This is a genomic window from bacterium (assembly GCA_035945995.1).
Classification (GTDB): Bacteria; Sysuimicrobiota; Sysuimicrobiia; order Sysuimicrobiales; family Segetimicrobiaceae; genus DASSJF01.
In genome coordinates this window covers 26,320-44,563 of sequence record DASYZR010000112.1, presented here as the reverse complement: position 1 = coordinate 44,563, position 18,244 = coordinate 26,320, and the positions used below count along the sequence as shown (strand labels likewise).

At 68.1% G+C, this 18,244-nt stretch carries 22 protein-coding genes; 16 read left to right on the top strand and 6 right to left on the bottom strand.

All coding sequences use genetic code 11. The features are described from left to right. Nucleotides 1-19: 19 nt before the first annotated feature. The 11 genes from rpsP to VGZ23_12670 all read left to right on the top strand — a co-directional run bounded on the left by rpsP (nt 20) and on the right by VGZ23_12670 (nt 5,133). Nucleotides 20-298 (top strand): 30S ribosomal protein S16, encoded by a 279-nt coding sequence (gene rpsP, locus VGZ23_12720; protein HEV2358452.1) that lies wholly within the window; start codon nt 20-22, stop codon nt 296-298. Then, nucleotides 295-528 carry a KH domain-containing protein gene (locus VGZ23_12715; GenBank protein HEV2358451.1) on the top strand — a complete coding sequence of 78 codons (234 nt, stop codon included), beginning with the start codon at nt 295-297 and terminating at the stop codon, nt 526-528. The genes rpsP and VGZ23_12715 overlap by 4 nt, the downstream gene beginning before the upstream one ends. A 17-nt stretch (nt 529-545) precedes the next feature. Continuing rightward, a complete protein-coding gene (locus VGZ23_12710; protein HEV2358450.1) occupies nt 546-1,001 on the top strand; it encodes a YlqD family protein in 456 nt (151 codons plus the stop codon). After that, nucleotides 998-1,510 (top strand): ribosome maturation factor RimM, encoded by a 513-nt coding sequence (rimM, locus tag VGZ23_12705; GenBank protein HEV2358449.1) that lies wholly within the window; start codon nt 998-1,000, stop codon nt 1,508-1,510. Before VGZ23_12710 ends, rimM begins: the two co-directional genes overlap by 4 nt. Beyond that, nucleotides 1,510-2,283: a tRNA (guanosine(37)-N1)-methyltransferase TrmD gene (trmD, locus tag VGZ23_12700; GenBank protein ID HEV2358448.1), complete on the top strand. Its 774-nt coding sequence runs from the start codon at nt 1,510-1,512 to the stop codon at nt 2,281-2,283. The genes rimM and trmD overlap by 1 nt, the downstream gene beginning before the upstream one ends. Before the next feature lie 55 nt (nt 2,284-2,338). Then, entirely contained in the window at nt 2,339-2,680 is a 342-nt protein-coding gene (rplS, locus tag VGZ23_12695) for a 50S ribosomal protein L19 (GenBank protein ID HEV2358447.1), read from the top strand. Nucleotides 2,681-2,682: 2 nt separating this feature from the next. After that, on the top strand, nt 2,683-3,291 hold the full coding sequence (gene lepB / locus VGZ23_12690) for a signal peptidase I (GenBank protein ID HEV2358446.1): 609 nt from the start codon (nt 2,683-2,685) through the stop codon (nt 3,289-3,291). 39 nt (nt 3,292-3,330) lie between these two features. Then, nucleotides 3,331-4,143: a ribonuclease HII gene (locus VGZ23_12685; GenBank protein HEV2358445.1), complete on the top strand. Its 813-nt coding sequence runs from the start codon at nt 3,331-3,333 to the stop codon at nt 4,141-4,143. A gap of 14 nt (nt 4,144-4,157) precedes the next feature. Next, on the top strand, nt 4,158-4,559 hold the full coding sequence (locus VGZ23_12680) for a YraN family protein (GenBank protein ID HEV2358444.1): 402 nt from the start codon (nt 4,158-4,160) through the stop codon (nt 4,557-4,559). Nucleotides 4,560-4,681: 122 nt separating this feature from the next. Continuing rightward, the gene (locus tag VGZ23_12675; protein HEV2358443.1) at nt 4,682-4,906 is read left to right on the top strand and encodes a hypothetical protein; all 225 of its coding nucleotides are present in this window, start codon (nt 4,682-4,684) and stop codon (nt 4,904-4,906) included. 14 nt (nt 4,907-4,920) lie between these two features. Beyond that, entirely contained in the window at nt 4,921-5,133 is a 213-nt protein-coding gene (locus VGZ23_12670) for a hypothetical protein (GenBank protein ID HEV2358442.1), read from the top strand. A gap of 184 nt (nt 5,134-5,317) precedes the next feature. Here the strand turns inward: VGZ23_12670 and VGZ23_12665 are convergent, their stop codons facing one another. From VGZ23_12665 to VGZ23_12640, 6 genes are all read right to left on the bottom strand, one after another. Beyond that, a complete protein-coding gene (locus VGZ23_12665; protein HEV2358441.1) occupies nt 5,318-5,518 on the bottom strand; it encodes a DUF1059 domain-containing protein in 201 nt (66 codons plus the stop codon). A 180-nt stretch (nt 5,519-5,698) separates the two neighbouring features. Next, entirely contained in the window at nt 5,699-7,084 is a 1,386-nt protein-coding gene (locus VGZ23_12660; GenBank protein HEV2358440.1) for an FAD-binding oxidoreductase, read from the bottom strand. Nucleotides 7,085-7,095: 11 nt separating this feature from the next. Beyond that, nucleotides 7,096-7,311 (bottom strand): hypothetical protein, encoded by a 216-nt coding sequence (locus VGZ23_12655; protein HEV2358439.1) that lies wholly within the window; start codon nt 7,309-7,311, stop codon nt 7,096-7,098. Nucleotides 7,312-7,423: 112 nt separating this feature from the next. Beyond that, the gene (locus VGZ23_12650) at nt 7,424-7,954 is read right to left on the bottom strand and encodes a DUF1264 domain-containing protein (GenBank protein ID HEV2358438.1); all 531 of its coding nucleotides are present in this window, start codon (nt 7,952-7,954) and stop codon (nt 7,424-7,426) included. Nucleotides 7,955-7,977: 23 nt separating this feature from the next. After that, nucleotides 7,978-8,829 carry a sulfurtransferase gene (locus VGZ23_12645; GenBank protein ID HEV2358437.1) on the bottom strand — a complete coding sequence of 284 codons (852 nt, stop codon included), beginning with the start codon at nt 8,827-8,829 and terminating at the stop codon, nt 7,978-7,980. A gap of 164 nt (nt 8,830-8,993) precedes the next feature. After that, nucleotides 8,994-11,240, bottom strand: coding sequence for a LuxR C-terminal-related transcriptional regulator (locus tag VGZ23_12640; protein HEV2358436.1), 2,247 nt, complete (start codon nt 11,238-11,240; stop codon nt 8,994-8,996). Between the two features lie 749 nt (nt 11,241-11,989). Between VGZ23_12640 and VGZ23_12635 the strand changes: the two genes are divergently transcribed. The 5 genes from VGZ23_12635 to VGZ23_12615 all read left to right on the top strand — a co-directional run bounded on the left by VGZ23_12635 (nt 11,990) and on the right by VGZ23_12615 (nt 18,141). Further along, entirely contained in the window at nt 11,990-13,195 is a 1,206-nt protein-coding gene (locus VGZ23_12635; GenBank protein ID HEV2358435.1) for a Xaa-Pro peptidase family protein, read from the top strand. 3 nt (nt 13,196-13,198) lie between these two features. Then, complete coding sequence (locus VGZ23_12630; GenBank protein ID HEV2358434.1) at nt 13,199-14,722, top strand: ABC transporter substrate-binding protein; 1,524 nt, start codon at nt 13,199-13,201, stop codon at nt 14,720-14,722. A gap of 82 nt (nt 14,723-14,804) precedes the next feature. Further along, on the top strand, nt 14,805-15,722 hold the full coding sequence (locus VGZ23_12625; GenBank protein HEV2358433.1) for an ABC transporter permease: 918 nt from the start codon (nt 14,805-14,807) through the stop codon (nt 15,720-15,722). Between the two features lie 30 nt (nt 15,723-15,752). After that, nucleotides 15,753-16,637, top strand: a complete 885-nt coding sequence (locus VGZ23_12620) for an ABC transporter permease (GenBank protein HEV2358432.1) — start codon at nt 15,753-15,755, stop codon at nt 16,635-16,637. Nucleotides 16,638-16,785: 148 nt separating this feature from the next. Beyond that, on the top strand, nt 16,786-18,141 hold the full coding sequence (locus VGZ23_12615) for a pyruvate carboxyltransferase (GenBank protein HEV2358431.1): 1,356 nt from the start codon (nt 16,786-16,788) through the stop codon (nt 18,139-18,141). The last annotated feature ends 103 nt before the right edge of the window (nt 18,142-18,244 follow it).

Genomic DNA, 18,244 nt, shown 5'->3' with positions numbered 1-18,244 from the left:
CGAGGAGAGGGAGGGAGCCATGAGCGTCAAGATCCGGTTAACCCGCCGTGGAGCGAAGGGGCAGCCGTTCTACCGGCTGGTGGTCGCCGATTCCCGCAGCCCGCGCGGCGGCAAATATCTCGACAGCGTCGGGTTCTACAATCCGCGGACCGAGCCGTCGACGATGCAGGTGAACACCGAGAAGGTCCTGGCGTGGCTGCGCAAGGGGGCCCGGCCGTCGGACGCCGCCCGCGTCATTCTCGAGCGGACCGGCGTGCTCCGCCAGTGGGAAGAGAGCCGGGCCAAGGCGCCGCGGTGAAGGCGCTCGTCGAACTCGTGGCGCGGTCCCTCGTCGATCATCCCGACGCGGTCGACGTGCAGGTCGTCGACGGTCCGCAGACGGCCACGATCGAGGTCCGGGTGGCCGCGGACGACGTCGGCAAGCTGATCGGGCGGGGCGGCCGGATCATCAAGGCGATTCGCACATTGGCGCGCGCGTCCGCGACGGGAAGCGGCAAGCGTGTGAACGTGGAGATTCTGCGCCCCTAACGAAGAGGAGGACAGTGATGCCGTCGATTACGGTGCAGCGGCCGATCCTCATCAAGACGATCGTGACCGACGCCTTCAAACGGTTGTACGTCGCCGATCTCGAAGACGCCATCAAGCGCGTCGACGCGGTGGTCCAGCAGATCGACGTGCAGGCCCGGCGCTTCGAACTCGAGCGGCAGGTCTCGCCGCAGTCGCGCGCCGTCCGGCAGCAGCTCGACCTCGAGCGGGCGCGGCAGGACGCGGCGCGCGCGGAGCTGACCGCCCGGCTGCGCGAAGCGCAGGACCTCAAGCTCAACGAAGAGTTCACGCAGGGCACGATCGAAGGGGTCGCCGAGGTCAACGTCGGCGACAACCTGTTCGACAAGATCTCGCGCGCGGAGATCATCGTGAAAGACGGAATCGTGATGGAGATCCGGGAGGGCGCGCCGGCCACGTCGGCCGCGTCGACGTTGATCACGCCCGGCGGCGGGTGATCCCGCCGCGCGACCTCATCGTGGTCGGCGAGGTCACGCGGCCGCACGGCCTGCACGGAGCGATCCGGGTACTGCCGGTCACGGACTTCCCCGAGCGCCTGCCGCGCCTCCGGCGCGTCGCGGTCGTGCAGGGGGGCGCCGCGCGGATGCTCGCGGTGGAGTCCGCTGAGCCGGCCGGCCGCTTCGTGGCCATGAAGCTGGCCGGGATCGACACGGTCGAGGAGGCCGCCGCCCTGCGCGGCGCGACGATCGAGATCCCGGCCGCGGAGGCGGCGCCGCTGCCGCCCGGCGAATTCTATGTCTTTCAGATTGTGGGCCTGCGGGCCCGCACCCCCGGCGGCGAGGTGCTGGGGGAGGTCGTCGACGTCCTCCGGACCGGCAGCAACGACGTCTACGTCATCCGGACGTCCGGCGGGGGCGAGGTCCTCGTGCCGGCAGTGGAAGGCGTGATCGAGGCCGTCGACCTCGCGGCCGGTGAGCTCGTGGTGCGGCCGCCGGAGTGGCTGTGATGCGCATCGACGTGGTCACGATCTTTCCGGACGTGTTTCCGGGGCCGCTCGACGTCGGGGTGATCGGCCGCGGCCGGCAGCGCGGCCTCCTGGACCTCGTCGTCTGGGACCTTCGCCGGTTTGCGGACGACCGGCACCGGACCGTGGACGAGCCGCCGTACGGCGGCGGCGCGGGCATGGTGATGAAGGCCGAGCCGTTTTTGCGGGCCGCGGACGCGATTCGCGCCGCCTCGCCCTCGGCGCGGGGGCCGGTGCTGCTCACGAGCCCGCAGGGGCGGCGGTTCACCCAGGCTCGGGCCCGGGCGCTCGCCTCGTCCCCCCAGCTCACGATCCTGTGCGGGCGCTACGAGGGGGTGGACGAACGCGTGGCCGCGATCCTCGGCGCGGAGGAAATCAGCATCGGCGACTACGTCCTGAGCGGCGGCGAACTGCCGGCGATGGTGATCGTCGAGGCCGTGGGCCGGTTGGTCCCGGGCGTCGTCGGCGAGGAGGCGTCGGTCCGCGAGGACTCGTTCTCCGCGGGCCTGCTGGACCATCCTCACTACACCCGTCCGGCCGACCTTGCCGGGCACCCCGTCCCGCAGGTCCTGTTGAGCGGACACCACGAGGAAATTCGCCGGTGGCGGCGCCGCGAGGCGCTGCGCCGCACCTTCGCCCGCCGCCCGGATCTGGTCGACGAGGCGGCACTGGACGACGAGGCGCGCGCGTGGCTCGTGGAGTTGCGGGCGGAGCGATCGCAAGGTACCGGCGACGGCGCGGGTGACGAGGGGTGACGGTACGAACGCACGCGTGCTATAATGCGCTGTCACTTCGTCTGGGGGTCGTGGGATGGAGAGGCTCGACGCGATCGAACGGCAGCAACTGAAGCCGGGGTTGCCGCCGTTCGGCGCCGGCGACACCGTGCGGGTCCACATGAAGGTCGCGGAGGGCGGGCGGGACCGCCTCCAGGCCTTTGAGGGCACCGTGATCGGGCGCCGCGGCGGCGGGCTGCGGGCCGCGTTCACGGTCCGCCGCGTTTCCCACGGCGTCGGCGTCGAGCGAACCTTTCCGCTGCATTCTCCCCGCATCGAGAAGATCGAGATCCTCCGCAAAGGGCGCGTACGCCGCGCCAAGCTCTACTACCTGCGGGAGAAGATCGGCCGGGAGAGCCGGATCAAGGAGAAGCGCTAGGCGTGGCGTCCCTCAGCATCCCCTCGATGATTCTGGGGGTGTCGGCGTTATTGGTGGCCTCCCGGGTGATCGTCAAGCGCACGTACCGGATTCCGCCGGTCGTCCGCACCTCGATTGTCGAAACTCTCGATGCCTGCATCTTCGCCGCCGTGCTCAGCTTGGTCATCATCACCTTTGTCGTCCAGGCCTTCTACATTCCGTCGGGCTCCATGGAGCCGACGCTCATGATCAACGACCGGATCCTGGTCGCCAAGTTCCTGTACCGCTTGGAGCCCGTCGCCCGCGGGGACGTGATCGTCTTCCGCTACCCGCTCAACCCGCAGCGCGACTTCGTCAAGCGGATCATCGGATTGCCGGGCGATCGGGCGCTGCTCAAAGAAGGCGTCGTCTACATCAATGGTGAACGCATTTCGGAGAAGAGCTACACCATCAAGCCGGATTTCGGCAACTACGGGCCGGTGATCGTCCCGCGCGGTGAGTACTTTGTTCTCGGCGACAACCGGAACAACAGCGAAGACAGCCGGTTCTTCGGCTACGTGCCGCGTGCCAATATCATCGGCAAAGCGATTTTCATCTACTGGCCGCCGCAGCGCATCGGCTTCGTCCACTGAGCCGGTAGGTACGTCCGCGCGGCCGTCGGGACGCGGCGCGTGCGGCTGATCGACCTCCGGCAGCTCACGGTGGCCGACGTCGTCCGGCGTCTCGACGAGTACCGCGTTCCTCCCGAATCCCTGCTCCGTAGCCTGGCCCGCGACCGGCGCGCCCTCGTGCGCCGTCTGGCCGTGCGGGCCCGGGAGGCGGCCGCCGCGGCCCGGGCCGAGGCGGCGCGGCTGCGCGGCCTCTACCGCGAGGAGCGTCGGCGCGTCCGCGCCGGCTACGTGGTGGCCGGCATCGACGAGGTGGGGTGCGGCCCCCTGGCCGGGCCGGTCTTGGCCGCTGCGGTTGTGCTGCGGCCGGCGCCGCCGATCCGCGGCCTCGACGACAGCAAGCGGCTGCGCGCCGGGGAACGCGAGGCCCTCGCCGCGGAGATTCGCGCGCACGCGACGGCGTTCGCCGTGGCCGAGGCGTCGGTCGCCGAGATCGACCGGTTCAACATCATCGGCGCGACGCGGCTCGCGATGCAGCGGGCGGTCGCCCAACTGGCGGCGCCTCCGAGTTTTCTCCTCATCGACGGCCGGCACGTCCTGCCGGGCGGAGTCCCGCAGTCCGCGATCGTCAAAGGCGACGGGTCGTGCGCCTGCATCGCCGCCGCGTCGATCGTGGCCAAGGTGGCGCGCGATCGGCTCATGCTGGAGCTGGACCGGCAGTATCCCGAATACGGCTTCGCCCGGCACAAGGGCTATGCGACGGCCGAGCATCTCGCCGCGCTGGATCGCCACGGCCCGTCGCCGGTTCACCGGCGTGCGTTCCTTCCCGAGCGCCAGCTCCCGTTGTTCGAGCCCGTACTCCTCGGAGGGCCCTGACGGCCGGCCACGCGTTGGAGCCGCATTCAGGTGCCGGTCTCCCCGCGCGACCGGGAATCCGCCCGCTGCGCGGCCGCATCGGCGAGGACGCCGCCGCGGCCGCGCTGGCCGCGCGCGGCTACCGCGTCCTGGCGCGGAATGTCCGGATGGGGCGCGGGGAGATCGATCTCGTGTGCGAGCACGACGGCGACGTCGTCTTCGTCGAGGTCAAGGCCCGGCGCGGCGCCGCTTTCGGGACACCGGCGGAAGCGGTCACCGCGCGGAAACAGCGCGCGCTCGTCGCGCTGGCCTCGCGGTACTTGGTCCGCACGGGGCGGGGGGACCGCCCGTGCCGGTTCGACGTAGTCGAGGTGTGGCTGGACGCCGGCAACCGGCCGATCCGCGCCGACGTCCTGCGGGACGCGTTTCAGGGCTAAGCAGGACTTCCGAAAACCGGCCGAGAAGTGCCACGCCGCAAGCGGAGTACCGAGCTCGTTATCGCCGGTCCGAAATCGCACCTTTCGTCGTCGCACCGGACGCACCAGTGGAGGCAGCCGTCATGAGCCGCGATGAGCTCTTCTGCGCCCTTCAAGCCCACGGAGCATTCTCCCTGATTCAGGCCATTCAGGACGTCGCCGCCGGGCGGCGGCGACGCGTCCACGTCGATCCGGTCGCCGGCGAGCCCGCGCTTACCCGCGAGGCGGTGGAATTGCTGCGGAGCCTCGGCGCCGACGTGGAGATTCCCGTGCCCGCGCTGCACTCCCGGTTGCGCCGCGCGGGTTGACGCCGGGCCCGGCGATGAGAGACGAATTGATCCGGCGTGAGACGCCGAGCGGCACGGTCCGCGTCGTGGTCGCGTACGCGCGCGTCCGTGGGGGCGGGTGGCTGTGGATCGCGCGGCGCACGCCCTCCGGCCCGATCGTCGGTCAGGGCCGCGGGACGAGCTACGAGATCGTGCGGGCGGCGGTCGAGGAGTGGCTGGAGCAGGAGGCCGAGGCGCTGACCCGATAGCCATCTCGCCTCGTGTCCACTCACTTCCGCGGGATCGGGCCACGTAACGCTCCAATCGGGAATCGGGGTTTTGCGCGGTCCGCAGGAGACCGTTCGGAGACCACCCTTTCGGCCGCTTAGATGCGTCGACAGTGCTTCGGTTGAGGTCTAGTACGAGTTGTCCTCTGCTGCCGTCAGAGGCCGTTCACCCTGATGTCTCTGCCTCCAGGGTCTTCACACAACGTCGCATCTTCGTATACAGTTCGGGGCCAAACGCCATCATATTGTGCTCCTTGATAGCGTGCTCAGCACAGAGTTGGATGACCTCTTCCAAGCTTGAACCCCGGGCCTGAAAGTTGCAATCAACGCCGGCGTCACGGCAATTGATGAGATACACCTTCGCCATATCGATCCTCCCCCCAGGGCAGACTCACCCACGTTCGACTCACCCAAACGACGGCCGCGAACGCCCGAACTCGTCTTAATGATAATGTCCGATTCGAGGCCACTTCAGTCGAGCGCGCCCCGTCAGACGGGGCGGGCCCGGGAGCCCGCCCCCGTCGGCGCGCCGCCAGGCCGCCGTGTCTTATGCGGCCGCGGGCTTGATGTTCTGGTTCACGCGGAACACGTTCTCGGGATCGTACTGCCGCTTCACAGCCGCCAAGCGCGCATAATTGCCACGGTAGGTCGCCTGGATGCGGTCCTCGCCCTCGTCCATCATGAAGTTGACGTAGGCGCCGCCGGCCGAGTACGGATGGATGGCGTTCCAGTAGTCTCGGCTCCACCGGGTGATGATGTCCTTCTTCGCCGGATCCGGATCGACGCCGATGATGACCATCGCGAACTTCGCGTCGCGGTACGCCCACGCGGTGTCGTGCGCGCCGACCCGCGCCGCCGCGCCGTCGATCGGGTACATGTGCATGCTCGACAACATCGTCGGCATCGCCGCCCCGTGCTCGACGTGCTTCGGGATCGACGCCGTGGCGATCTCGTTGAGGAAGTCCGCCTTCCAATACCATTGCAGCCCGGGCGGGTACAGCGGGTCGAAGAGCGTCTGGAGCGCCGGGAGCGGCACCGGGCCGACGTGCTCGAGGGCCGGCGTCTTGAACCGCCGCACGGGCGCGAGCAGCGCCGACTCCAGCCGCTCCGCCGGGCCCGTATAGCACCACAGCACGCCGCACATCTTCTTGAGGTGCAGTGCCTCGGGAAAGAGCGGCACGGGCGGGATCGTGAGGAAGGCGAAGAATCCCGCCACGTCGTCGGGGGCCCCCGCCATGAACTCCCGGTACCACGCGAGCACCTCGGACGCATCCTCGACCGGCCAGAGTGTCGGCCCGGCGCAGACGGTGCTGATCGGCTGCAAGCGGAACAGAAACGACGTGACGATGCCGAAGTTCCCGCCGCCGCCGCGGATTGCCCAGAAGAGGTCCGGATGGGACTCCGGCCCCACAGTCACCGACCGCCCGTCGGCCAGCACCATGTCGGCCTCGAGCAGGTTGTCGATCGAGAGCCCGCACTTGCGCGTCAGGTGGCCGAGCCCGCCGCCGAGCGTCAGCCCGCCGACACCGGTGGTCGAGATGATTCCGGCCGGCACCGCCATCCCGTAGGCGTGGGTCGCATGGTCGACGTCCCCAAGCGTCGTCCCGCCGCCGACGCGCACCGTGCGGGCCGCCGGGTCGACCCGAGCATATCGGATCGGGGCGAGGTCGATCACGAGTCCGTCGTCCACGACGCCGAGGCCCGCGGCGCTGTGCCCGCCGCAGCGCACGGAAATCGGCAGGCCCTGCTCCCGCCCAAAACGCAGGGCCGTGATCACGTCGCCGGCGTCTGTGCACCGGGCGACTAACACGGGATGCCGGTCGATCATACCATTGTGTACCTTCCGAGCCGCCTCGTAGGCCGCGTCATCGCGACCGATTAGTTCACCCCGCAAGCTGGCCTTGAGCGTTGCCACCGCTGCCCGCTCTGGCATGATGCCCTCCCCTACGGCGTAATGAGATTTGGCCGCGCCCGCTCCGCGGCCTGCCTTGAGACCCACAACACGACGAGTCCGTAGTCGCCCGTTTCGTTGTCGGCGAAGAATTCGCATCGGTCGCAGCCCTGTTGTGCTCGGATCGCGGGTACGACTTTATCGACGATTGCCTTTGCCGCAGTGCGTTGTCCAGCGCCCAAGCTGAACTGGACGAGCCTGAGGTTCATGATGATCACCTCCTAATGTCGGGTGTGCATGCTGCGTGACCACCAATTCGTTCTACGTGCGGACGGGCAGGCGGCATTACCCGCCCGTCGCATGCCAGATCATCCGTCGTTGTCACTTCGCCTTCGGCAGGGGCAGAATGGTCACGCTCGGCTGCCCGGTTGGCATGCTTTGGCGGGACGGATCCCAAAGCAGGTAGATCTTTCCGTAGGTGTCCACGATTGAGTTGACGACCTTCTCCGCCTGGTCCGGAGACATGTCGAGGACCGCCGCCGAGACGAGGGGAATTTCGACTCGGTGGTAGTGCCACTGCGCCTTTTCCGCCGCGGAGAACTTCGCGTAGGTCGCGGAAGGGACGATCGTCTCGACCCCGACGAGCCGGGCGTCCGGCGCCCCGCTGTCGTAGAGCTGGCACTCGATCAGGCCGCCGGCGACCTGCTTGCAGAAGTGGTGCGCCAGCATATCAGGTTTTCCTGGGAAGTGCATCTTCGCGGTGATGTGCAGGGTCCAACCGTCGCTGGGTCGCGGGCCGCCTCCCCCGGCCGCGGCCTCCGGGCCGAGACGGCCCGAGCTGAGGGTCGCCACCGTCGCGGCGGTGGTAAACGCGAGCACGACCGGAACGGTGCGCCATCCGATGTGCTTCATCCGTTCTCCCCCTCTCGTTTTGGCTACGCGGTCCGCTCGACCGGCGCGCCGACTAGACTCCCCCACTCCGTCCACGAGCCGTCGTAGTTACGGACGCGGGGGTACCCGAGTAGGTACGTGAGCGTGAACCAGGTCAACGACGAGCGCTCGCCGATCCGGCAGTACGCGATGATCTCGTTGTCCGGGTGGACGCCGCGGCTTTCGTACAGGCGGCGAAGGTCCTCCGCCTCCTTGAAGGTGCCGTCCTCGCGCACGTTTTGGCCCCAGGGAATGTTGTGCGCGCCCGGGATGTGGCCGCCGCGCTGCGCCCCCTCCTGCGGGTACGCCGGCATCGCGATGAGTTCTCCGGTGAACTCTTGGGGCGACCGCACGTCGACGAGCGCAACGCCGTCCACGCCGATGCGTGCCTGCACCTGATCTCGAAATGCCCGGATGTTGAGGTCGGGCTCCTTAGCGCGGAAGGTCGCCCGCGGGTGGGCGGGCGGGTCGGTGCTCAGGGGCCGGCCCTCCGCGATCCACTTCGCACGGCCGCCGTTGAGAATGCGGACCCGATCGACCCCGAACATCTTGCACAGCCAGAACGTGTACGCGGCGAACCAGTTGTTCTTGTCGCCGTAGAGCACCAGCGTGCTGTTGTTGTCGATCCCAAAGGTCCCGAGCAACTGCTCGAATTGCTCTTTGGAGATCCAGTCCCGGCGGACTCGGTCTTGCAGCTGCGTCTGCCAGTTAAAGTGAACGGCGCCCGGGATGTGACCCTGATCGTACAGCGTGACGTTCTCGGAGATTTCGACCACCCGCACTGCGGGATCGCGTAGGTGGTCGCCGAGCCAACTTGTCTCGACCAACACTTCCGGTTGCGCGTAGCCCCTCGGCATGAGCCGCTGCCCTCCTTCCGTCCGGCGAAGTGCCTGCGCGATTCGCCGTTAGGCTATAGGAGAACAGGGTCCGGCGTCACCGTGAGAAGTACGCGTTTTCGAGGTTGTCGGTACGTGTTTTCCGGCGTAGGTACCGTGGCGCGCTGGAGCCCCGCTCCGAGCGGTCAGGCGGAAGGCGGGCGAAAGCCGTGGTCAACCGCCCAGACGGCCACCTGCGCGCGCGTGCTGAGGCCGAGCTTGTTGAGGATGCTCTGCACGTGGCCCTCGGCCGTCCGCCCCGAGATCACGAGGGTCGTGGCAATCTCCCGGTTCGTCGAGCCACGAGCCAGGAGCCGGACTACCTCACGTTCGCGGGTCGTCAAAGGGTCGTCGCTTGGTCCGTTCGGGCGCCGCGGCCGGCCGACCGCCATCTCCGACCCTGCCGGTCCCACCGCGAACTCGACGGCCTGGTCGAGCGTCATCGCCTGTCCCGAATTCCGCGCGGCCTCAAACGCTTGGTCGCTCAAGGAAGCACGAGTGCGGGCCAGGTAGTGTTCAACCTGTAACCAGAAGTCTCGGTCCCGACGGGACCGGAGATATTCTTGGATGGGCAGCGCGGCGGCGAACAGGATGGCGGCTCGTTCGTGGGCACCCTGCGCACAGGCGACGCACGCCAACCCCTCAAGGCACTGAAAGGCGACCCATCCATTCTGGGCCGGCGTGCGCAGGCGGATGGCTCTGCCGAAGGCCGCCGCGGCGCCGTCGAACGCGCCGTTGCACAGCAAGGTGATGCCCATGTTGCGAAGCGCCACGGACACGCGCCACCGATCGCCGAGTTGCTCAAAGAGCCGCGTGCTTTCGGCGCAGAGATCGGCCGCCCGCGCGTAGTAGCCTCGCTTCCGCACATTTGCCGACAGTTGCGTGAGGGCGAATGCCAGCAGCCATTGATCGCCAAGTTCTTGCGCACGAGCGACGGCCTCTTCGAGCAAGGCGATCGCCCGGTCCGGTTTCCCGATCTCGGGCGCCAAAATGCCTTCCGCGATATGTGCGATCATCGAACACTCCCTGTCACGCATGAGCTCGGCACTGACGCTCAGGCCCTCGGTCAACTCGCAGGCCCGGCTGAGGTCTCCTTGGGCCAGCGAAAACAGAATGACGCCCCACTTCGCCCTGAACACCTGGAGCGGCGTCGCCGCCCCACCGGCCGCGAGGGCATCCTCGACCCATTGCCGGCCCTCACTCCAGTGTTCGCTCATGAACCAGAACCAGGTGAGGGCGCCGGCCAACCGCAGTACTGCGGCCGCATCTCTAACCGCCTTGCTCCATCCGAGCGCCGCCCGGAGGTTGTCGTGCTCGATCTCGAGGCGGCTGAGCCACATGTCCTGCTCGGGGCCGCGCAACTTCGTGGTCGCGCGCTCGGCGAAGTCGAGATACCAGTCTCGATGCTGACGCTGAATAACCTCAGCGTCTCCGGACTCGTCGAGCCGCTCGCGGCCGTACTGGCGCACACTCTCCAGCAGGCGATACCGCGCGTGCCGGTCCCGTTCATCCACAATGACGAGTGACTTATCGACCAGGCGACCCACGAGGTTCAGAACGTCTGGGCCTGCGATGCCGGCCGCCGCGCAGACCTGTTCGGCCGCTTCCAACGTGAACCCGCCCGTGAAGACAGAGAGCCGCCTGAACAGCGTCCGTTCATGTTCCGTCAGCAGATCGTGGCTCCAGTCCAGGGTCGCCCGGAGGGTTTGGTGACGCGGGAGGGTCTTCTTCGACCGGGCCGTCAACAGCCGGAACCGATCGTCGAGCCGCGCCGCGATCTGCTCGACCGACAATACCACTACACGGGCGGCGGCAAACTCGATGGCCAGGGGCATACCATCCAGCCGCTGGCAGATCTGCACGATCGCCGCGGCGTTGTCGCTCGTGAGCGCGAAGCCCGGCTGATTGAGGGCCGCCCGTTCGGTGAACAGACGGACCGCGTCGTACTGCGCAAGGTCTGTCACGGGCGGCGCTTCGTGCACCTCCGGCACCCGCAGCGGCGGGACTCGGTACGTCGCCTCGCCATCGACGCCCAGCACCTCACGGCTGGTTGCCAAGATGCGAAGGCCAGGGCTGTGGCGCAGCAGGCGATTCGCCAGCATCTGACACCCATCGCCGAGATGCTCACAGTTGTCCAGCACGAGCAGCAGCGTCTTTGTTCGCAAGTACTCCGCCAGCGTGTCGGCCAGCGGTTGGGTGGGCTGTTCCGGGGCGTCGAGGGCCAGCGCGACGCTGTTCGGAACGAGCGCCCCATCGGTCACCGAGGCCAAATCGACGAACCACACGCCGTCAGGGTACCCGCCGAGGACACCGGCGGCTAGCCGGAGGGCGAGTCTCGTCTTACCCGAACCGCCCGCGCCGGTGAGGGTCAGAAGTCGGGTGGACGCGAGCAAACGTGCGATCTCCGCGATCTCGCGCTCTCGTCCGATAAACGTGGTGAGTTCGGCCGGGAGGTTGTGGAGGCGCCGGGACGGGGCTTGGGCCGCCTGACGCGCCGGCCGGGAGGATCGCCCCGGCCGCCTAGCCCTCCGCCGCTTAGTGCCCTGTCTCCGCGAGCGAGGCGCCACTCCATCCCCCCGATGGCACCGGCTCGTACCGATTGAAGGCGCCTTCGGTGGGCTCCCGATGCCAACCTTCGAGCGGCTTACCAGGAACATGTGCTCTTCGGTACGGCTACTATCCGCTGCGCGCGGTAGCGGCTTCCCGAACCGGCGTGCCCGATGTCTGCGATATTGACCGGGATTTCCGTTTTTGGCCCTCGACTCCTTCCATTTGCGGAGCCCGGCCAGGTTCTTCGTCCGGACTCTATCACGTGGCCCATGCGAAGGCCTGTTCGGGTCCCCCTGAACCCCCCAAAGCTCAGCGCGGTCGCGCTGACAGCCGATTTCTCGGACACCATGCTCCTCGGCCTCCTTGCCGCTGACGGTGGTTGCAACGATGGCGTCTGCTACCCTGCGGGCCCCGGTAGCGTGGCCAGCCGCTGCACGATCGTCCCGAGCAGCCGCCGCGTCAGGTGCCCTTCCGCCAGCAGCAACCTATCCGCGCTGTCCCTGGACTTCCTCCGGCGGTCGGTCCCACATGAGTCGGCAGGTTCGCGATATCGGCGGCCCGAACTTCTCGGGACCGTCCGCGGAGGTGCGTCATGGGTTATCTCAGCCGCCGTGTCTACGAGGATCGTCTCGCCCGCATTCGTCGCGACCTTGAGGAAGCCGATCTCGCGGCGCTCGCGGTCCTGACGCCGGAGAACTTCCTCTATGTTTCCGGCCACTTTCTCGACGTGCAGCCATGGGAGCGGCCGGTGGCCGCGATCGTGCCGCGCGACGGCGGGCCGTTCCTCGTGATGCACGAGCTGTCGACGAATCACGTCCGCTACGCCGACGAGCACCGCTCGATATGGATTCCGGAGGTGCACTTCTACGCGGAGCACTATCGCCTCCAGCATCGGACGCATGTCACGCCGCAGTGGCCGCAGATGGTGGCGGATCTGCTGCGGCGGAAGGGGATCCGGCGCGGCCGGCTCGGCGTCGACAGTACGGCCGGACCGATTGTGCGCGTCCCGGATCTCCTGCCGGGCCTGACGCTCGCCGACGCCGGGCGGATTCTCCGCGAGATGCGGCTTGTGAAGTGCGAGGAAGAACTGGCGTTGATTCGCCAGGGCGCCGAACTGAGCGACTGGGGGCAGGCGCGATATCGCGAGCACCTGGCGCCCGGCCGGCCGCTCGCGGAGATCGACACGCTCGTCCTTCACGAGCTCGCGCAGGAGGCGGTCCGCCGGTTCCCCGACTACAAAGTCGAACTCCGCGTCGCCGGACTCACCGGACCCAACGCCGCGTGTCCGCACGGCGTCAGCGGTGACTACGGCCAGATGGTCGAGCGCGGGCACGGGATCGTGAACATCATCATTCCCCGGCTCAATGGCTACGTTTGCGAAAACGAGCGAACATTCTTCGTTGGCTCACCGACTCCCGAGCAGGCCGCGGCGTTCGACGCGGCGGTCGAGGCCCAGGACGCGGCGGCGACCGCGTTCGTCGAGGGCGCGACGGCGGCCGACGTGGACGCCGCCGCCCAAGGCGTCTTCGAGCGGCGCGGGTTCGGCGACCGGGTCATCCACCGTACCGGGCACGGGATCGGCCTCGCCGGCCACGAGTATCCCGACGACATCGCCTTCAGCTACCGTCCGCTTACGGAGAACGAGGTGTGGAGCTGCGAGCCCGGCATCTACCTCTACGGTGTCGGCGGCTTCCGGCACGACGACACGGTCATCGTGAAACGCGGCCGGCCGGAGATCACGACGAAGTTCCCGCGTGACCTCGAGTCTCAGACGGTGCCGGTGAGGGGAGGGCGATAGGATATGCGGCGGTTCGTTGCGCTCGCGCTCGGCCTGGCGATGCTGGCCGGTCCCTGGTTGGGGGCACCCTCCGGCGCCGGCGCGCAGCCCAAGACGCAGATCACGATCGGCATCGGCGCGGAGCCGTTGACGCTCATGGGCGCCACGGTGGTGGACTGGACCACCAACGCGCAGATCGAGAACGTGTACGACCTCTTGTTCACGCGTGATCCCAAGACGGAGAAGATCCTGCCGTGGCTGGCGACGGGGTATCGGGTGATCGACGACCGGACGTGGGAGTTCATGCTGCGGCAGGGTGTGCGCTTCCACGACGGCGAGCCGTTCACGGCCGACGCCGTGAAGTTCACGCTCGAGTACATCCTCGACCCCAAGAACAAGACACATTACCTGCCGCGCTTCAAACCGGTCGATCGTGTGGACGTCGTCAACGACCACACCGTCCGAATCCATACCTCGGAGCCCATGCCGGTGCTGCTGAGTTACCTCTCGCTGCCCGGACTGTTCATCCTGGCGCCGGAGTATGTGCGCAAGGTCGGCGTCGACTACGCGTCGGCACACCCGGCCGGCACCGGGCCGTACAGGTTCAAGGAATGGGTCCGGGGCGAGCGGCTGGTCCTTGAACGGAATCCGAATTACTGGGCCGGGACGCCCAAGATCCAGACGGTCGTCTTCCAGGTGATCCCGGAGTTCAGCGCGCGACTCGCGGCGCTCCTGTCGGGTCAGATCGACGTGATGAAGGACGTGCCCCCGCAGGCCGTCGACACCGTCAACCGAAGCGGACGGGCGCAGGTGCGCTCGACGGTGAGCTCCCGGATCAACTACCTCGCGCTGGAAACGCTGCACCCGGGTCCGATGCAGAATCCGAAGGTGCGGCAGGCAATGATCTACGCCGTGAATGTCGATGAGCTTATCAAGACCGTGCTGGGAGGCCAGGCCACCCGGATCTGCGGGTACGTCAGCCGCTTTGATTCGGGATACGATCCGGCGATCAGGTGCACCGGCTACGACCCCAACAAGGCGGCGCAGATGCTTCAGGAGGCGGGGTACGATCCGAAGAAACTCGCCCTGACGCTCGATACACCGAGCGGGCGGTACCCGCTCGACAAGGAAGTGTCCGAGGCGATCGCGGCGCAGCTCGGCAAGTTGGGGATCACCGTGCACGTGCAGGTGAACGAGTGGCGCAGCCACCTCGACAAGATCATCAACCGCAAGGCGGGGGACATGTTCTTCCTCGGCTGGGGACCGGACCTCGAGCCGAGCGGAACGGTCGGGCAGCTCTTCGTTGGGAGTCTCACCTACAGCAGTTTCGGCGATCCGCGGATCGAGGACATGATCCACAAGGCCGAGGTCACGGTCGAGCCTAAGGCCAACGCGGCCGCGTTCCGCAAAGTCCAGGAAGCCCTGGTGCCGCTCGCGCCGTGGGTGCCGTTGTGGCAGCAGCACGACCTCTACGGCGTCGCCAACTGGATCGCGTGGCGGCCGCGGCCGGACGAGAAGGTCTGGATGTGGGAGGCCGCGCCAAAGTAGCGCGGACCGTGGGCCCGCGAGGCGCCTCCCCGTTCGGGGCTCGGCTTACGGCGTGACCCGGGACGCCCCGCCGTAGGCGGCGATGTCGCGCTATCTGCTTGGCCGGATTGGTCAGGCGGTTGTGGCGGTGTTTCTGGCCCTGACGGCCGTGTTCTTTCTCGTTCGCATCACCGGGGACCCGGTGATTCTATTCCTGCCGCTCGACGTGCAGCCCAAAGACATCGCACAGTTCCGCCATCTCCTGGGCTTCGACCGCCCGCTGGGGGCGCAGTACGTGGAGTTTCTCGGCCGGGCGATGCACGGGGACTTCGGCGCGTCGCTCCGGTATCGGGCGCCGGCCTTGAGCCTCGTCCTCGAGCGGCTGCCCGCGACAGCCGAACTCGCCCTGGTGTCGCTCGCGGTCGTCGCGTCCGTGGCCGTGCCCGTCGGTATCGTCTCCGCCAGGTACCGAGGGACCGCGGTGGACCACCTCGGGATCGCCCTGACCGCCGCCGGGCAGGCGATTCCGGGATTTTGGCTGGGGTTGATGCTGATCTGGGTCTTCGGCGTCTGGCTTCGCTGGCTGCCCGTCAGCGGGTTCGGAGGATGGCCGCATTTTGTGCTGCCGACGCTCACGCTGACGGCGTTCTACGCCGCCCAGATCGCGCGCATCACGCGCTCGTCGGTTCTGGACGCGCTGGGGCAGGACTACGTCCGTACCGCCCGAGCCAAGGGCCTGCAGGAGCCGGGCGTGATGCTCCGCCACGTGATCAAGAATGCGGCAATCCCGATCGTGACGGTCTTCGGCCTCAACGCCGGTCAGCTGCTGGGCGGCGCGGTGGTCACCGAGACGATCTTCGCGTGGCCGGGGATGGGCGCCTACATCTTAAACGCGCTGCTCGGCCGTGACTTCCCGGTGGTCATGGTGGGGGTCTTCTGCACGTCGGTGATCTACGTGACGATGAACCTGGCCGTGGACCTCGCCTACCTCTGGATCGACCCGCGCGTCCGATATCAATGATGCACGTCAAGCGGGCGCCGGCGTTCGGGCATGCGTGAGGCCGCCACGGCGATGCTGGTCCGGTCCGCCGCGGTGGTCACGCCGCGGTCGTCCTCCGTCCGCGCCCTCCTGCGCAGCCGAACGGGTCTCGCCGGTGTGCTCATCGTGGCCGCGATCATCCTCGCGGCCGCCTCGGCACCGTGGCTGGCGCCGTCCAGCCCGACCGCGCCCGTGTTCGGCGCGATCCTGCGCCCGCCGGGACCGGCGCATCCGTTCGGTACAGACCAACTGGGGCGCGACGTGCTGTCGAGGGTCATCTACGGAGCGCGCGTCGCGCTGGCCGTGGGCCTCGTGACCGTCCTGGCTGCCGGCCTGATCGGATGTACCCTCGGCCTCGTCTCCGGCTACGCCGGCGGCTGGGCCGACGCGACGATTACACGGATCGCGGACGTCCAGTTGAGTTTTCCCTTCATTCTGCTCGCGCTGGTGGTCAACGCGGTCATCGGCGCCGGCCTGCGCAACATCATCGTGAGCCTCGTGATCGCCGGCTGGCCGCTCTACGTCCGCGTCGTGCGCGGCGAGGTGCTCGCATTGCGCCACCGCGAGTACGTGCAGGCCGCGGTGGCGGTCGGCGCGCGGCCCGTCCGCCTGCTGTGGCGCCACGTCCTGCCGAACGTGCTGACGCCGATCGTCGTGATCAGCACGCTGCAGGTCTCTCAGTTCATCATCGCGGAAGCGACGATCAGTTTTCTCGGCTTCGGGGTCCAGCCGCCCACCCCGGCCTGGGGCAGCATGATCAGCGACGGGCGCAACTACATTTTCTTTGCGTGGTGGCTCACGGCGTTTCCGGGAGCGGCGCTCGCCGTGACCGCGCTCGGCGTGAACCTCACCGGCGACTGGCTGCGGGACGTGCTGGATCCGCGGCTGCGAAGCTGACCCGAAGGAATTCCCCGCGGCGGCCGGAAAGGTACCTGGAGCCGCGCCTGCGTCCGGCCCACACGTCTTCGAGGGTCCGTACCGCGTGTTGTGAAGATGCCCGCCGATGGCGCCGTGCGCCGGAATCCGCCCAGGAGGGAGTGCCGGGATGGACCCGTGGAAGAACGATAATCAGTGGTTTGTCAGCCCGTACAATTACGCGCCCGCCGTCACCTCGTCGGTGAAGTTTGCCGACCGCATCGAGTTGCACGACATCACGCTGCGGGACGGTGAGCAGCAGGCGGGCGTGGTCTTCACGCGAGACGACAAGATCCGGATCGCCGAGGCGCTCGCGGACGTCGGGGTCCACCGGATCGAGGCCGGCATGCCCTCGGTCAGCAAGGACGATGCCGCGGCGATCAAGGACATCGTCCGGCGCAGGCTCGGGCCGAAGATCTTCGCGTTCTGCCGTTGCATGGTGAGCGACGTCAAACAGGCCGTGGACTGCGGCGTCGACGGCATCGTCATCGAGATCCCGTCGTCGCAGCACATCATCACCTACGCGTACGGCTGGCCGCTCGAACGGGCGATCGACCTCAGCATCGAGGCGACCCAGTACGCCAAGTCCCAGGGGTTGTACACCGTGTTCTTTCCGATCGACGGAACCCGGGCCGAAGCCGACTGGTTTCTGAACCTGATCGAGCGGGTGGCGCGCGAAGGACACATGGACGCGCTCGGTCTCGTGGACACGTTCGGCGGGTGCTCGCCGCACGCGATCGCGGAGTTCACGCGCCGGGTCCAATCGCGCATCACAAAGCCTCTGGAAACGCATTTTCACGACGATTTCGGGATGGCGGCCGCCAACACGATCACGTCGCTGGCCATGGGCGTGCCGGTCGCCCACGTCACCGTGTCGTCGCTCGGCGAGCGGGCGGGCAACGCGGCGCTCGAAGACGTCGCGATGGCGCTGCGCGTCCTGTACGGCGTCGACCTCGGCATCCGGTACGACAAGCTGTACGGCCTCAGCCGGCTCGTGCAGAAACTCGCGCGGTTTCAGCTGCCGAGCAACCGGCCGATCGTCGGGGACATGCTCTTCAAGGTGGAATCCGGGATCATCAGCTCCTGGCTGTCGCGGTGCAAGGCGGAGCAGCCGGTCGAGCTGTTCCCGTTCCACTGGAGCATGGTGGGGCAGGCGGAAGCCGACGTCGTCACCGGCAAAGGGAACGGCCGCGACTCGATCGCCTATCGTCTCCGGGCGTGGGGACGCGACATCGCAAGCGACGACCCGCGCATCGATGCGATCCTGGCCGGCGTGAAAGACGCCTCGCTCCGGAAGCACGCGCTGCTGGACGATCGCGAGTTTCGGGCCATCGTGTCCAAGGTCCTCAAGCTGGGGAACGGGCGCCGGCCCCCGAGAGGGAGGAAGGCCCCGGCCCGGCGGGCGGGCGCCGCGGCCGGCCGGCGCGCCGGTGCGGTCCGCCGCCACCGATCGGGCGGGCGCAGAGTGCGCACCGCGACACGCTAGGGACGCGGAGCATCGAGGCGAAGTCCGAGGGCGGGAAGCCCGGCTTCCCGCCCTCGACCGCACTGGGAACCTCGGCGTCCCGTCGCTCGCGATCCAACTCCTC

Excerpts from the sequence above, each read along its gene's own strand:
- rpsP (HEV2358452.1), top strand. The coding sequence starts at position 20 with ATGAGCGTCAAGATCCGGTTAACCCGCCGTGGAGCGAAGGGGCAGCCG.
- VGZ23_12710 (HEV2358450.1), top strand. The coding sequence starts at position 546 with ATGCCGTCGATTACGGTGCAGCGGCCGATCCTCATCAAGACGATCGTG.
- trmD (HEV2358448.1), top strand. The coding sequence starts at position 1,510 with ATGCGCATCGACGTGGTCACGATCTTTCCGGACGTGTTTCCGGGGCCG.
- rplS (HEV2358447.1), top strand. The coding sequence starts at position 2,339 with ATGGAGAGGCTCGACGCGATCGAACGGCAGCAACTGAAGCCGGGGTTG.
- VGZ23_12675 (HEV2358443.1), top strand. The coding sequence starts at position 4,682 with ATGAGCCGCGATGAGCTCTTCTGCGCCCTTCAAGCCCACGGAGCATTC.
- VGZ23_12670 (HEV2358442.1), top strand. The coding sequence starts at position 4,921 with ATGAGAGACGAATTGATCCGGCGTGAGACGCCGAGCGGCACGGTCCGC.
- VGZ23_12665 (HEV2358441.1), bottom strand. The coding sequence starts at position 5,518 with ATGGCGAAGGTGTATCTCATCAATTGCCGTGACGCCGGCGTTGATTGC.
- VGZ23_12660 (HEV2358440.1), bottom strand. The coding sequence starts at position 7,084 with ATGCCAGAGCGGGCAGCGGTGGCAACGCTCAAGGCCAGCTTGCGGGGT.
- VGZ23_12655 (HEV2358439.1), bottom strand. The coding sequence starts at position 7,311 with ATGAACCTCAGGCTCGTCCAGTTCAGCTTGGGCGCTGGACAACGCACT.
- VGZ23_12650 (HEV2358438.1), bottom strand. The coding sequence starts at position 7,954 with ATGAAGCACATCGGATGGCGCACCGTTCCGGTCGTGCTCGCGTTTACC.
- VGZ23_12645 (HEV2358437.1), bottom strand. The coding sequence starts at position 8,829 with ATGCCGAGGGGCTACGCGCAACCGGAAGTGTTGGTCGAGACAAGTTGG.
- VGZ23_12635 (HEV2358435.1), top strand. The coding sequence starts at position 11,990 with ATGGGTTATCTCAGCCGCCGTGTCTACGAGGATCGTCTCGCCCGCATT.
- VGZ23_12630 (HEV2358434.1), top strand. The coding sequence starts at position 13,199 with ATGCGGCGGTTCGTTGCGCTCGCGCTCGGCCTGGCGATGCTGGCCGGT.
- VGZ23_12625 (HEV2358433.1), top strand. The coding sequence starts at position 14,805 with ATGTCGCGCTATCTGCTTGGCCGGATTGGTCAGGCGGTTGTGGCGGTG.
- VGZ23_12620 (HEV2358432.1), top strand. The coding sequence starts at position 15,753 with ATGCGTGAGGCCGCCACGGCGATGCTGGTCCGGTCCGCCGCGGTGGTC.
- VGZ23_12615 (HEV2358431.1), top strand. The coding sequence starts at position 16,786 with ATGGACCCGTGGAAGAACGATAATCAGTGGTTTGTCAGCCCGTACAAT.